The organism is Caballeronia sp. LZ003, from assembly GCF_031451465.1.
GTDB lineage: Bacteria > Pseudomonadota > Gammaproteobacteria > Burkholderiales > Burkholderiaceae > Caballeronia.
Genome location: NZ_JARUXJ010000004.1, coordinates 1,354,132 through 1,367,126, shown reverse-complemented (window position 1 = coordinate 1,367,126; position 12,995 = coordinate 1,354,132). Strand labels below are relative to the sequence as shown.

General features: G+C 62.8%; 13 protein-coding genes. 10 read left to right on the top strand and 3 right to left on the bottom strand.

The genetic code is table 11. From position 1 onward, the window contains the following. The first annotated feature begins 35 nt into the window (after window positions 1–35). The 8 genes from QCE79_RS30045 to QCE79_RS30010 all read left to right on the top strand — a co-directional run bounded on the left by QCE79_RS30045 (window position 36) and on the right by QCE79_RS30010 (window position 8,692). A complete protein-coding gene (locus tag QCE79_RS30045) occupies window positions 36–740 on the top strand; it encodes a FadR/GntR family transcriptional regulator (RefSeq protein WP_309850665.1) in 705 nt (234 codons plus the stop codon). 28 nt (window positions 741–768) lie between these two features. After that, window positions 769–1,662, top strand: a complete 894-nt coding sequence (gene ltnD, locus QCE79_RS30040; protein WP_250493074.1) for an L-threonate dehydrogenase — start codon at window positions 769–771, stop codon at window positions 1,660–1,662. Then, window positions 1,662–2,948, top strand: a complete 1,287-nt coding sequence (gene otnK, locus QCE79_RS30035) for a 3-oxo-tetronate kinase (RefSeq protein WP_250466459.1) — start codon at window positions 1,662–1,664, stop codon at window positions 2,946–2,948. The genes ltnD and otnK overlap by 1 nt, the downstream gene beginning before the upstream one ends. Continuing rightward, window positions 2,948–3,589 carry an aldolase gene (locus QCE79_RS30030; protein WP_309850152.1) on the top strand — a complete coding sequence of 214 codons (642 nt, stop codon included), beginning with the start codon at window positions 2,948–2,950 and terminating at the stop codon, window positions 3,587–3,589. Before otnK ends, QCE79_RS30030 begins: the two co-directional genes overlap by 1 nt. 138 nt (window positions 3,590–3,727) lie before the next feature. Continuing rightward, complete coding sequence (otnI, locus tag QCE79_RS30025) at window positions 3,728–4,516, top strand: 2-oxo-tetronate isomerase (RefSeq protein WP_309850150.1); 789 nt, start codon at window positions 3,728–3,730, stop codon at window positions 4,514–4,516. 13 nt (window positions 4,517–4,529) lie between these two features. Then, window positions 4,530–5,495 carry a D-erythronate dehydrogenase gene (denD, locus tag QCE79_RS30020; protein ID WP_244829087.1) on the top strand — a complete coding sequence of 322 codons (966 nt, stop codon included), beginning with the start codon at window positions 4,530–4,532 and terminating at the stop codon, window positions 5,493–5,495. Window positions 5,496–5,768: 273 nt separating this feature from the next. Next, a complete protein-coding gene (locus tag QCE79_RS30015; protein WP_404989448.1) occupies window positions 5,769–6,893 on the top strand; it encodes a DedA family protein/thiosulfate sulfurtransferase GlpE in 1,125 nt (374 codons plus the stop codon). Further along, window positions 6,890–8,692: an FAD-dependent oxidoreductase gene (locus QCE79_RS30010; protein WP_309850142.1), complete on the top strand. Its 1,803-nt coding sequence runs from the start codon at window positions 6,890–6,892 to the stop codon at window positions 8,690–8,692. The genes QCE79_RS30015 and QCE79_RS30010 overlap by 4 nt, the downstream gene beginning before the upstream one ends. A 54-nt stretch (window positions 8,693–8,746) precedes the next feature. Here QCE79_RS30010 and QCE79_RS30005 read toward each other — a convergent pair whose 3' ends face one another. From QCE79_RS30005 to QCE79_RS29995, 3 genes are all read right to left on the bottom strand, one after another. Beyond that, window positions 8,747–9,916, bottom strand: coding sequence for a porin (locus QCE79_RS30005; protein WP_309850139.1), 1,170 nt, complete (start codon window positions 9,914–9,916; stop codon window positions 8,747–8,749). A gap of 222 nt (window positions 9,917–10,138) precedes the next feature. After that, window positions 10,139–11,578, bottom strand: a complete 1,440-nt coding sequence (locus QCE79_RS30000; RefSeq protein WP_309850137.1) for a heavy metal sensor histidine kinase — start codon at window positions 11,576–11,578, stop codon at window positions 10,139–10,141. Then, window positions 11,575–12,246 (bottom strand): heavy metal response regulator transcription factor, encoded by a 672-nt coding sequence (locus tag QCE79_RS29995; RefSeq protein WP_250466465.1) that lies wholly within the window; start codon window positions 12,244–12,246, stop codon window positions 11,575–11,577. Before QCE79_RS29995 ends, QCE79_RS30000 begins: the two co-directional genes overlap by 4 nt. On the opposite strand from QCE79_RS29995, the gene QCE79_RS29990 reads away from it, so the two are divergent. Both QCE79_RS29990 and QCE79_RS29985 read left to right on the top strand, forming a co-directional pair. Next, window positions 12,245–12,385, top strand: coding sequence for a hypothetical protein (locus QCE79_RS29990; RefSeq protein WP_244829093.1), 141 nt, complete (start codon window positions 12,245–12,247; stop codon window positions 12,383–12,385). The two genes, QCE79_RS29995 and QCE79_RS29990, sit on opposite strands and share 2 nt — an antisense overlap. 88 nt (window positions 12,386–12,473) lie before the next feature. Further along, window positions 12,474–12,995 carry a cytochrome b/b6 domain-containing protein gene (locus tag QCE79_RS29985; RefSeq protein WP_250466476.1) on the top strand — a complete coding sequence of 174 codons (522 nt, stop codon included), beginning with the start codon at window positions 12,474–12,476 and terminating at the stop codon, window positions 12,993–12,995.

The following is a 12,995-nucleotide window of genomic DNA, read 5'->3' as shown; positions in this document are numbered from 1 at the left end:
ATGACCCGATGACCGTACAAGAGCCGTCCATCCGCATGTTCGAAAAGATTCCGTCCCGCGCACTGAGCGATACGGTCGCGCAGCAATTGCAAAAGCTTATCGAGAAAGGCAGTTTCACTGCCACCGGCAAGCTACCGACCGAAGCCGTGCTCGCGCAGGAGTTCGGCGTGAGCCGCACGGTGATCCGCGAGGCCATTTCGCGGCTGAAGAACGAAGGCATGGTCGAACCTCGGCAAGGCAGTGGCGTCTTCATCGTCGAGCGCGCGGGCATTCGGCCGTTGCGGATCGACTACGCGCAGGCCGTCGAGCCGGGCTCCGTGCTGCATATCCTCGCGCTGCGCCGGGCGATCGAAGCCGAAGTCGCGTCCGAAGCCGCGATGCGCCGCACCGACGAACAAATGGCCGCCATCGACGCCGCGCTCGTTCGTATCGACGAAGCCGTGCGCGACGGCCAGAACGGCGTGGCGGAAGACGTGGCGTTCCATCGCGAGATCGCGACCGCCACGGGCAATCCTTATTTCCTCAAGACGCTCGCTTTCCTGAGCCAGTACCTCGAAGCCGGAACCATCGTCACGCGCGGCAACGAAGCGCTGCGCGAAGACTTCTCGCGACAAGTGCGCGAGGAACACGCCGCCATCGCCGAAGCCATTCGCGCCGGCGACCCCATGGCCGCGCGCAACGCCGCTCAGACACATCTCTACAACGCCGCGCGCCGACTGGCGGAAGCGGGCCTTTGCTAACCGCTTCATCGAAAATCAAGAGAACGCTATGTCAAGAAACGTGGGAGTCATCGGGCTGGGCGCAATGGGTCTGGGCGTCGCGCGCTCGCTATTGCGCGCGGGCTTCGCCGTGCATGCATGCGATGTCCGCCAGCAAGCGCTCGATTCGTTCGCGGCCGAAGGCGGCATTGCATGCGCGTCGCCGGCCGAAATGGGCGGCAAGTGTGAGGTCGTCGTCACGCTGGTCGTGAACGCCGCGCAAACCGAAGCCGTTCTGTTCGGCGATAACGGCGCGGTCCCGGCGATGAAACCGGGCAGCGTCGTGCTCGCCTGCGCGACGGTCGCGCCGGGTTTCGCGGTGGAGCTCGGCAAGCGCGTCGCGGCAACCGGCGTGCTGATGCTGGACTCGCCGGTATCGGGCGGCGCCGCCAAGGCCGCATCCGGCGAAATGACGATGATGACCTCCGGCCCCGCCGATGCCTACGCCGCCTGCGAAGACGTGCTCGATGCCATCGCGGGCAAGGTGTATCGGCTGTCGGAGGAGCACGGCGCGGGCTCGAAGGTAAAGATCATCAACCAATTGCTGGCGGGCGTGCATATCGCCGCCGCCGCCGAGGCCATGGCGCTCGGCCTGCGCGAAGGCGTGGACCCGGACGCGCTCTACGACGTCATCACGCACAGCGCGGGCAATTCGTGGATGTTCGAGAACCGCGTGCCGCACATTCTCTCGGGCGACTACACGCCGCTATCCGCCGTCGATATCTTCGTGAAGGACTTGGGCCTCGTGCTCGATACGGCCCGCACGTCGAAGTTTCCGCTGCCGCTTTCGGCGGCCGCGCATCAGATGTTCATGATGGCCTCGACTGCCGGACACGGCGGCGAGGACGATTCCGCAGTCATCAAAATTTTTCCGGGCATCGAAGTCCCGAAGGGAGCGAAATAATGGCGCAGGCCTTGCTTGGCTGCATCGCAGACGATTTCACCGGCGCGACCGATCTCGCCAACATGCTCGTGCGCGGCGGCATGCGCACGGTGCAAAGCATCGGCGTTCCGGCAGCCGGGACGAAGATCGAAGCCGACGCGTTGATCGTCGCGCTGAAATCGCGCACGATTCCCGCCGAGGACGCCGTGCGTCAGTCGCTCGAAGCGCTCGAATGGCTGCGCGCGCAAGGCTGCCGCCAGTTCATCTTCAAGTATTGCTCGACCTTCGATTCCACCGACAAGGGCAATATCGGCCCGGTCGCGGACGCCTTGCTCGAAGCGCTGAACGACGACTTCACCATTGCCTGCCCCGCGTTTCCAGAGAACGGCCGCACGATCTTTCGCGGCAACCTCTTCGTCGGCGACGTGCTGCTGAATGAATCGGGCATGGAGAACCATCCGCTCACGCCAATGACCGATCCCAACCTCGTGCGCGTGCTGCAACGGCAAACGAAGTCGAAGGTCGGCCTGATTCGCTACGACACGGTCATGAAGGGCGCGGATGCGGTACGCGCGCGCATCGCCGAACTGAAGAAGGATGGCGTGCGCCTGGCTATCGCGGATGCCATTTCCGACGCCGATCTCTTCGTACTCGGCGACGCCCTCGGCGACCTCAAACTCATCACGGGCGGCTCGGGTATCGCGCTTGGACTGCCGGAAAATTATCGCGCGGCGAATTTGCTTGCTCATGCGGAAGATGCGGGCGAGCTGCCGAAGATCGAAGGCAGGTCGGTGGTGCTCGCGGGCAGCGCGTCGAAGGCCACGAATGCGCAGGTCGCGGAGTGGCGCGCGTCGAAGCCGAGTTTTCGCGTCGATCCGCTGGCGCTGTCGCGCGGCGAAGCGGTCGTCGATCAGGCGCTGGAATTCGCGCGCAGTCATGGCGATGAAACCGTGCTCATCTACGCAACGTCTTCGCCGGATGACGTAAAGGCCGTGCAGAAGGAACTGGGCGTGGAGAAGGCGGGACAGCTGGTTGAAGACGCGCTCGCCGCGATTGCGCGGCAACTGCGCGACGCAGGCGTGCGCAAGTTCGTGGTCGCGGGCGGCGAGACATCGGGCGCGGTCGTGCAGGCGCTCGACGTGCGTTCGTTGCGTATCGGACCGCAGATCGATCCGGGTGTGCCCGCGACGCAATCCATCGGCGCCAATGCAGACGATGCGCCGCTCGCGCTTGCGCTCAAGTCGGGCAACTTCGGCACGACGGATTTCTTCGCGAAGGCCTTGAAGGCGCTGGACGGGGTGGCGTGATGTCGTCGAACGAAAACCGTATCCGCGAGGAAATCTGCGTGACGGGCGCGAGCCTGTACGAACGTCGCTATACCGTGGGCAGCGCGGGCAATATCAGCGCGCGTCTCGACGATGGCTGGCTCATCACGCCGACCGACGCGTGCCTCGGCCGGCTCGATCCGGTGGATATCGCGAAGGTGGATCTGGAAGGCAAGCATGTGTCGGGCGGACGTCCATCCAAGACGCTGGCGCTGCATCGGCGCATCTACGAGAACAATGCGGATGCGCACGGCGTCGTGCATACGCATTCGACGCATCTCGTCGCGCTGACGCTCGCGGGCGTCTGGAAAAACGAGGACGTGTTGCCGCCGATCACGCCGTACTACGTCATGAAAGTCGGCCATGTGCCGCTGATTCGCTATCGACGTCCGGGCGATCCGGCCGTGGCGGAAGAAGTGGCGGCGCTGGCATCGACGGTGCGCGCGGTCTTGCTTGAGCGGCTCGGACCGGTGGTGTGGGAAAAGTCGGTGGCGCATGCGTCGTATGCGCTGGAGGAACTGGAGGAGACGGCGCAGCTTTACTTATCGACGATGCCGAGGCCTGCGCCGTTGCCCGACAGCGCGCTCGAGGATTTGCGCACGACGTTCGGTGCGCGTTGGTGAGAGCCGTGCGACGTTGCGAAGGCCGCGCGCGGTAACGACGCCGCAGCGGCACTCGGCGACCGCAACCAAGAGCAATTAACGCGCTGACTTTAGTGGTCAAGACCCGGAATCGAACGCATTGAAAAGGAGACAACCGCAATGCCCCGCTTTGCAGCCAACCTCACGATGATGTACCCGGAACACGAGTTCCTCGACCGCTTCGGCGCAGCCGCGAAAGACGGCTTCAAGGCGGTCGAATTCCTGTTTCCCTATGACTTTTCGGCATCGGACATCAAAGCCCGATTGCAGGACAACAACCTCACGCAAGCGCTTTTCAACGCGCCGCCGGGCGACTGGGCCGCGGGCGAACGCGGCATCGCGTCCTTGCCGGGCCGCGAGGACGAATTTAAGAAGAGCGTGGACAAGGCGCTCGAATACACCGCCGCGCTCGGCAATAAGAAACTGCACTTCATGGCGGGACTCATCAAGCCCGGCGAGTCGCGCGAGGAGCGCAAGGCGATCTACCTGAAAAATCTCGCGTATGCGGCGAAGCAGGCGGAATCGGCGAACGTGGATGTCGTGATCGAGCCGATCAACACGCGCGACATTCCCGGCTTCTTCCTCAATCGTCAGGACGAAGCACAGGCTATCTGCGATGAAATCGGCGCGCCGAATCTGCAAGTGCAATTCGACATCTATCACTGTCAGATCGTGGAAGGCGATGTCGCGGTCAAACTCAAGCGCGACATGAAACGCGGGAACGCGGGCATCGGCCATATTCAGATTGCGGGCGTGCCGGATCGACACGAGCCGGATCTGGGCGAACTCAACTACCCGTATCTGTTCGATCTCATCGATTCGCTGGGCTACGAAGGCTACATTGGCTGCGAGTATCGCCCGAAAGCGGGTACGTCCGCGGGCCTCGGCTGGCTCAAGCCTTACCTATAAAAAAGGAGACGACATGAAGGTTCTGATCACGGGAGGCGCAGGCTTCCTCGGGCAAAAGCTCGCCAAACGTCTGCTGGAAAAAGGCGAACTCGACGGCAAGCCGGTCACCGAGCTCGTACTGCTCGATGTCGCGCGCCCGAGCGATGCCGCGCTTCTCGACGACAAGCGCGTCAAAGCCGAAACCGGCGACATCTCGGACAAGGCCACGCTCGAGCGCTACATCGATACGAAGACGGAGGCGATTTTTCATCTCGCGGCCATCGTGAGCGGCCAGGCGGAAGCCGACTTCGACCTCGGCATGAAGATCAATCTCGATGCCTCGCGCGCGCTGCTCGAAGTGTGCCGCGCGCGGGGCCACGTGCCGCGCGTCGTGTTCACGAGTTCGGTCGCGGTGTATGGCGGAACGCTGCCGGAAGTCGTGCAGGACGACACCGCGCTCAACCCGCAATCGTCGTATGGAACGCAAAAGGCCATCGCGGAATTGCTGCTGTCCGATTTCTCACGGCGCGGTTTCGTCGATGGCCGCGTGCTGCGCCTACCGACCATCAGCGTGCGGCCGGGCAAGCCGAACGCGGCGGCGTCGTCGTTTGCGAGCGGCATCATCCGCGAGCCGCTCAATGGCGAGCGCTCGGTATGTCCCGTCGATGGCGACACGCGCGTCTGGCTGCTCTCGCCGAAAAGCGCGGTGGATGCGCTCATCGCCGGATGCGAGATCGAGCGCGCGAAGCTGGGTCTTCGGCCGGTGATCAATCTGCCGGGGCTTTCGGTGAGCGTGAACGAGATGGTCGCGGCGCTGCGTGAAGTCGCGGGCGATGAAGTCGTGGCGCGCATCGACTTCGAGCCGGAGCCGCGCATCGAGAAGATCGTGGGAAGCTGGCCGGGCGCGTGGAATCCAGCGCGCGCTGAAGAACTCGGGCTCACGGGCGACAAGTCTTTCGCCGATGTGATTCGCGCGTATATCGCCGATCAGCGCGTTTGAATGAGGCAGGGCGCCGTGTTTTCACGGCGTCCGCGCGAGCCAACCCGCAGCGCACCCGGCAACCGCCCCAAAGGTTGCACGATGCAAGCTTGTATCCCCTTTCCGCGCTACACTCCTCCCTTAAATGTGACGAACGCCGGTCCGGCGCCGCGTGCACCGCAGTGAACCACGAGCGGTAGCCTGCTCGTTTCTCATTCCAGCGCCGATCCGCGCTGCCGCCACGCGCAAAACCCGTCGTCTCGTCAGGCTGCCCCTTGCGCGGAGAATCCCATGTTGCTCCACCAGCTCGTCGATCGATTCGGCCCGTTGATCGTATTCGTCAATGTGATGGGCGCGGCGCTCGGGCTGCCCGTGCCCGCCATGCCAACGATGATCGTCGTCGGCGCGTCCATCGCGCTAATGGCGGTGAATGGCGCGGCGTTCTGGCCACCGCTCATCGGTGTTCTGTGCGTGGCGGTCGCGGGCGGCGTGATCGGCGATCTCGTCTGGTTCCAAGGCGGCCGCAAATACGGCGACCGCACGCTCAAGACCATCTGCAAGCTCTCGCTGTCGCGCGATACCTGCGTCAAGAAAACCGAGCGCTTCTTCGGCCGGTGGGGCGTGCGCATTCTGCTCGTGGCGAAGTTCATTCCCGGTTTGTCGCTCGTGTCCGTGCCGCTCGCGGGCGCCATGGGCGTGAAGCTGCGCAGCTTCATTACCTGGGACGGTCTTGGCATTGCGTTGTGGGGCACAGTTGGCCTTACGGTCGGCGTGCTGTTCGCGGCCGAACTGGAAATGGTCTTCGCCATGATTTCGCAGCTCGGCCGGCAGGCCATCATGGTCGTCGCGGTGCTGCTCGCGGTGTATGTGGCGTATCGCTGGTGGCGTCGCCGCGCGCTCATGGCGACGCTGGAAAAAGCGCGCATCAGCGTGGACACGCTTTACACGATGATGCGCGACGAACCCGTGCCGGTGATCTTCGATATCCGCTCGCCGGAAAAGCGCATGCTCGATCCGTTCACGATTCCCGGCTCCGTGTTCGCCGATGAACGCGAGCTGGCGAAGATCATTGAAAACTACGACAAGTCGCGCAAGATCGTCATCTACTGTTCGTGCCCGAATGAAGTGTCCGCTGCGTGGATGGCGAAGACCATGCGCAACGCGGGCTTCAACGATGTCGTGCCGCTCACGGGCGGGCTCGATGCCTGGCGTCTCGCCGGCTTCGATGTCGCGAAGCTGACCGAGTTCGGCCAGATCGTCGCGGCCACGCCGGAAGAAGTCGCCGAGATGGCGGCAATGTGCCCGTGGCCCGTGAAACAGGCGTCGGGCGCATCGGCTGCGGCGTCTTCCGCGACGGCGGCATCCACGGGCTCCGCATCCTTGCATGAAGCTGGTTTTCCACACGGAGATCGCGCATGAGTACAACCCCGAACAACGAGCACGGCGCGGATATGCCCAATGTCGTGGCATGGAGCGCGCGCGTGCCGTCGTCGGAAGATCCGAACGTCGTTCCGTCGACGACCGTCGTCGAGCCTGCGGCAGCGGATGAAAACGCGCCATATTCGCCGCTGAATTCGCGCATGCATCAGATGTTCCCCATTCTCACGGCGAACGAGATCGAACGCATGAGCCGCTTCGGCAGCGCGGCGCGCTGGCGCAAGGGCGAGTGGCTCTTTCGCACGGGCGATCTCGGGCGCGGCATGGTGATCGTGCTGAGCGGTTCGGTGCGCGTGACGCGGCGCGATGCGCTCGACCGCGTGCATTTGGTTGTCGAGCATGGTCCGGGCAATTTTCTGGCGGAAGTGGCGCAGCTTTCGGGCAAGCCATGTCTCGTCGATGGCATGGCCGCCGAGGATGTCGAAGGCGTGGTGATCCCGCCCGAGCGTCTGCGCGCGCTGCTCGTCGCGGAAGCGGAACTGGGCGAGCGCATCATGCGGGCGCTGATTCTGCGGCGCGTCGGCTTGATCGAAAAAGGCAGCGGACCGGTGCTGCTCGGCCAGTCCGACGATGGGCGTCTGGTTTCGCTGCAAGGTTTCTTGCGGCGCAACGGCCATCCGCACACGGTAATCGACGCGTGTACCGATCCCGATGCCATCGCGCTGCTCGAACGCATCTCGGCTTCGAAAGCCGACTTTCCCCTGGTGATCTGCCCGGACGGCACCGTATTGCGCGCGCCGTCCGAGAACCAGGTGGCGACGCAACTCGGCTGGCTGCCGGAATTCGATCCGAGTCATGTCTACGATGTCGCGATCGTCGGCGCGGGACCGGCCGGGCTCGCCACGGCGGTGTATGCGGCGTCGGAGGGATTATCGGTTGCCGTGTTCGACTGTCGCGCGCCGGGCGGACAAGCGGGCGCGAGTTCGCGTATCGAAAACTATCTCGGTTTTCCGACCGGTATTTCAGGGCAAGCGCTTGCCGGACGCGCGTTCGTGCAGGCGCAGAAGTTCGGCGCGCATATCGCCATTCCCACGCGCATCAAGGCGCTGCATTGCGGTGCGACGCCCATTCGGATCGAACTCGAGAACGGCACGTGCGTGGCGACGCAGACGGTGGTGATTGCATCGGGCGCGGCATATCGGCGGCCGGCCATCGCCGGGCTCGAAAAGTACGAAGGGCATGGCACGTATTACTGGGCGTCGCCGGTCGAGGCCAAGTTGTGCAAGAACTCGGAAGTGGTGCTGGTCGGCGGCGGTAACTCGGCGGGACAGGCGGCCGTGTATCTCGCTTCGCACGCAAAGCACGTGGATGTGCTGATTCGCGGCGCGGGGCTCGCGGCCAGCATGTCGCATTATCTGATCGAGCGCATTGCGTCCTTGCCGAACGTGACGGTGCGCACGCATACGGAGATTACCTCGCTCGAAGGCGACGATCGCATGTTGAGCGCCGTCGTCTGCAAGACGCCGGAGGGGCCGTTGCGGCTCGAATCGCGGCATCTGTTTCTCTTCACGGGCGCGGACCCGAACACGGACTGGCTGACCAATTGCAACGTCAACACGGACGAAAAGGGTTTCGTGCTGACCGGGCCGGAAGCGCACGAGGGCCGCACGCAAGGCGTGATGATGCTGGAGACGAGCGTGCAGGGCGTGTTCGCCATCGGCGATGTCCGCTCGAGTTCGACCAAGCGCGTGGCGGCCGCGGTCGGCGAGGGTGCGGCGGTCGTCGCGCAGATACACGGCTTGCTCGCACGGCGACAGGCGGTGCCTGCACCGGTTGCTTGATGAAAAAGCCCCGCATTCGCGGGGCTTTTCGTTTGAGGCAGGCTCGAAAGCCGGTCAGAACCGATGCCGCAAGCCGACGCGCGTGACGAACTGCGTGTTCGCTCCGGCACTCTGGCCGATAAAGGCCGTCGACGAGGCAATTTCCGCTTGCACCGGCACATTGCGGCCGGCAACCGTGTTGCTGCCCGACGCCTTCTGATAGATGCCGAGCAAATACACATCGGTGCGCTTGGACAACGCGTAATCCACCGCGCCGTTGATCTGATGCCATTTGCCTTCGAAGTTGTCGTCGAGCTTTGAGAACGTATAGCCGAGACCCGCGCTGAACGCCGGCGTGATGTTGTACTTGCCGCCGATTTCGTAGTTGTTCAACTTCGACGATGCCGCGACCAGCGGTTCGAACGTCGTATGCGTCCAGTTCGCCCAGACCGTGGCCGCGGAGAACGTGTAGCGCGCGCCGACGCCATAGGTTTCGAGATCGCGCAGGCCGCCCGTGGCGATGTTCGCGATGTTCGTGCTGAATGCAGGCGTCGCGCCATTCGGGAAGCGGATGTTGGTGTACGCCGCGCCGATGCCGAACGGTCCCTGGTTGTAGTTCAAACCGAAGCTGTACGTGCTCGACGAACCTTGCGTCGCGCCCGCGCCCGTGGTGGTCGGCGTGCCTGCGAATTGCGTTGAATTGGAGAAGCCGTACATGGCGCCGAAGGTTACGCCATAGAAGCTCGCGCTGTTGAACTTCACCGAGTTGTTGATACGGCTCGAAGTCAACTGATCCAGATCGTTGATGTGGTACGCATAGTTGCCGGCGGGCGTTTGGCTACCCATCGTGTAATTGCCGCCGATGACATCGGTGGAGAACGAATACTGGCGACCGAAGGTCAGCGCGCCGACATCGTTCTTCGACAGACCGACGAAGGCTTGCCGGCCGAATTCCGCGCCGCCTTGGCCGAGCGTGCCATCGCCGCTATTGAAGCCGCTTTCCAGGACGAAGATGGCCTTGAGCCCGCCGCCCAGGTCTTCCTGTCCGCGCAAACCCCAGCGGCTGCCTGATGCAACGCCGTCGCCGTATTTCACGAGGCTGTCGTGGCTGTTCGGTCCGGTCGAAACCTTGTTCGCATAGGTGATACCGGCGTCGATCAGGCCGTAAAGCGTGACGCTGCTTTGCGCATGCGCGGCCATGCCGAAGGTCCCGAGGATGGCGAGCGCCAGGATTTTCTGCTTCATCGATCTTTCCTTGTTATTTGCTGTTCGCGAGTGACGATTTGCCACGCGAAGCGGCGCCGCTTGTGCGGCTGTTGTGTTCACGCCGAAGGGTTTCGTCGGACATACCGTTGCGCGATGAACGCCATCGTTATGTCGCGTGGAATATAGCGAAATGTCAGCTAGCGGTAAACGCTTCGAGGGGAAGCTGTAGCCTTTCTTCCACAATACTTGCTATAAGAATTTTTATAGCTTGAGCAAGGATGAGGCAGGAAAGCGCAGTTCGAATTCGATCCAGCCGTTCTGCGTGCAACGCGCCGACGCGCTGCCGCCATGCATGCGCATGATTGCCTGGACGATGGAAAGGCCCAGCCCGCTGGACTCCGTGAACTCGCTACGAGCCGCATCGCCACGATAGAAGCGGTCGAAGAGACGCGTCAGTTCGGCGTCTTCTATACGCGCGCCGCGATTGCCCACGACGATGCATGCGTCGTCCGCATCCGCGTGACCTGACAGGCGCACGACCGTGCCTGCGCTCGCGTAACGCACCGCATTGACGACCACATTGCCGATCGCGCGGCGGCACATGATTGCGTTTGCAACTATCTGGCCGCTTGCCTCGATATCGAAGCTGATGTGCCGTTCTTCCGCGATGCCTTCGAAGTAAGCGGCGAGGTTGTCGAGTTCGTCGCGGATATCGAGCTTCTCGCATTCGATGCGTTGCGTTTCGTGATCCGCTTGCGCCAGAAACAGAATGTTCTGCGCAATGCGCGCGATTCGCTCCAGTTCCTCCAGATGCGATTCGAGCACGGTGCGATACTCCGCCACGCTGCGTTCATGCGCGAGCGTTACCTGCGTCTCGCCGATCAACACGCCAATCGGCGTACGCAGTTCGTGCGCGAGATCGGCGGAAAACTGCACGAGGCGCGCATAGCCGTGTTCGAGCCGGTCGAGCATGGCGTTGAACGAAGCCGCGAGGCTTTGGAGTTCCTGCGGCGCGTGCGCGACGTCGAGTCTCGCCGACATGCTGTCCGGCGCGATCTCGGCGGCTTTGTCCGCCATGAGCCTGAGCGGCATCAACCCGCGGCTCGTGACCCAGTAAGCGAGCAGCATCGTGACGAGCACGGCGGCGATCATGGTGATCCAAACGCGCACGAGATACGCCGACAACACGTGCGCTTCCTGCGTCATCACGTGCGCGGCCATGATCTCAACCACTTCACCGCTTTCGCCGATACGCGCCTGCGCACCGAGCCAGCGCATGCGCACGCCATCGGCGCGCGTGCCTTCGTAGAGATCGTCGAGCGCGACTGCGCGTGTCACGGGCACGGTCTGCAGCGGCGGCAGCGGCATGTTCTCGGGATTGACGGCGATGAACGGCGCCGCGCCCGCACGCCGGAAGATGATCACGTCCTGCCGGTCGCCGAGCATGGTTTCGAAAAGCCGCGGCCGCGCTTCGATTTCCTTGATCGTGTAGAGGTCGTGCAGCAGCGCGCGATAGTGTTCTACACGGGCGATCAACTGATAATCCGCACGCGTGGAGAGGGCGGAGTTGGTCGCGTGATAGAGCGATGCGCCGACCATGCCGACCACCACGCACACGATCAGCACGAACGACACGGCAATACGTACGGCAAGCGAGCGCGACGGCTGCGGCGGCAGCCAGCGCAAGACGGCGTCGTTCAAGGCTCTTCCCCAAACGAATAGCCGATACTGCGCACCGTATGAATCAGCTTCGGTTCGAACGGATTGTCGATCTTCGCGCGCAGACGCTTGATGGCGACATCGACCACGTTGGTGTCGCTATCGAAATTCATGTCCCACACTTCCGAGGCAATCTGCGTGCGCGACAACGCCTCGCCCTGATGCTTGCAAAAGAGATGCAGCAGCGCGAATTCCTTGTTCGTCAACGCGATATCCATGCCCTTGCGCGTCACCTTGCGGCGCAGCACATCGACGTGGAGATCGGCAATCTGGAACATGTCCGATTCGCGCATCACGCCGCGACGCAAGAGCGTGCGAATACGCAGCACGAGTTCGGTGAAGGAAAAGGGCTTGACGAGATAGTCGTCCGCGCCGAGTTCGAGACCGTGGATACGGTCCGTGACGTGGTCGCGGGCCGTGAGAAAGATGACAGGCAAGTCACGTTTCGCGCGCAACGCCGACATGACCTGCCATCCGTCGATGCCGGGCAGCATCACGTCGAGCACGATCAGCTCGTAAGAGTTCGCCAGCGCCTGATGCAGACCGTCGGTGCCGTTGCGCACGAGATCGACCTGATACCCGGACTCGATCAGCCCTTTTTTCAGGTAGTCTCCGGTCTTGCGATCGTCTTCTATAACGAGGATGGTCATGCGCGGCATTCTTGCTTTGTATTGCCGTCATTTTGCCAGTGCGCTTGAACGGTCCGTCGAAAATGACAAAAAAGTCATCGATGCGTCATGGATCGATCAGAGCGGGCTGGCTACCATCGGTCCTGTGTTTGCTCCGTGAGAAAGACGTGCAGAACAATTCGCGACATTCCGTGCAGCCGCTTTGGCTTCGCATCACACATTGGGTCAATGCCTTCGCCATACTCATCATGGTGACGAGCGGCTGGCAAATCTACAACGCATCGCCGATCTTCAAAGCGTTCACGTTTTATCCGGCCATCACGCTCGGCGGCTGGCTCGGCGGTGCGCTGCAATGGCATTTCGCGGCCATGTGGCTGCTCGTGGCGAACTTCATCGTCTATGTCGGGATGAACGTTGCGACGGGCCGTCTGCGCGAGCGCATGTTTCCGCTCAGCATCAAAAGCATCATTGCCGATGGCATTGCCGCCGTGCGCGGCAAGCTCGGTCACGACGATCTCACGCGCTACAACGCCGTGCAGAAGTTCGCGTATCTCGCGGTCATGGTGGATATCGTCGTCATCATTCTGTCGGGCCTCGTCGTGTGGAAGTCGGTGCAGTTCCCGCTTTTGCGCGCGCTGATGGGCGGCTACGACAACGCACGCGTCGTGCATTTCCTCGGCATGAGCTTTCTGGTGGCGTTCTTCGTCGTGCATGTCGCCATGGTCGCGCTCGTGCCGCGTTCGCTCGTGTTGATGATCAAGGGACGTTGA

Excerpts from the sequence above, each read along its gene's own strand:
- QCE79_RS30045 (WP_309850665.1), top strand. The coding sequence starts at position 36 with ATGTTCGAAAAGATTCCGTCCCGCGCACTGAGCGATACGGTCGCGCAG.
- ltnD (WP_250493074.1), top strand. The coding sequence starts at position 769 with ATGTCAAGAAACGTGGGAGTCATCGGGCTGGGCGCAATGGGTCTGGGC.
- otnK (WP_250466459.1), top strand. The coding sequence starts at position 1,662 with ATGGCGCAGGCCTTGCTTGGCTGCATCGCAGACGATTTCACCGGCGCG.
- QCE79_RS30030 (WP_309850152.1), top strand. The coding sequence starts at position 2,948 with ATGTCGTCGAACGAAAACCGTATCCGCGAGGAAATCTGCGTGACGGGC.
- otnI (WP_309850150.1), top strand. The coding sequence starts at position 3,728 with ATGCCCCGCTTTGCAGCCAACCTCACGATGATGTACCCGGAACACGAG.
- denD (WP_244829087.1), top strand. The coding sequence starts at position 4,530 with ATGAAGGTTCTGATCACGGGAGGCGCAGGCTTCCTCGGGCAAAAGCTC.
- QCE79_RS30010 (WP_309850142.1), top strand. The coding sequence starts at position 6,890 with ATGAGTACAACCCCGAACAACGAGCACGGCGCGGATATGCCCAATGTC.
- QCE79_RS30005 (WP_309850139.1), bottom strand. The coding sequence starts at position 9,916 with ATGAAGCAGAAAATCCTGGCGCTCGCCATCCTCGGGACCTTCGGCATG.
- QCE79_RS29990 (WP_244829093.1), top strand. The coding sequence starts at position 12,245 with ATGCGCGGCATTCTTGCTTTGTATTGCCGTCATTTTGCCAGTGCGCTT.
- QCE79_RS29995 (WP_250466465.1), bottom strand. The coding sequence starts at position 12,246 with ATGACCATCCTCGTTATAGAAGACGATCGCAAGACCGGAGACTACCTG.
- QCE79_RS29985 (WP_250466476.1), top strand. The coding sequence starts at position 12,474 with ATGGTGACGAGCGGCTGGCAAATCTACAACGCATCGCCGATCTTCAAA.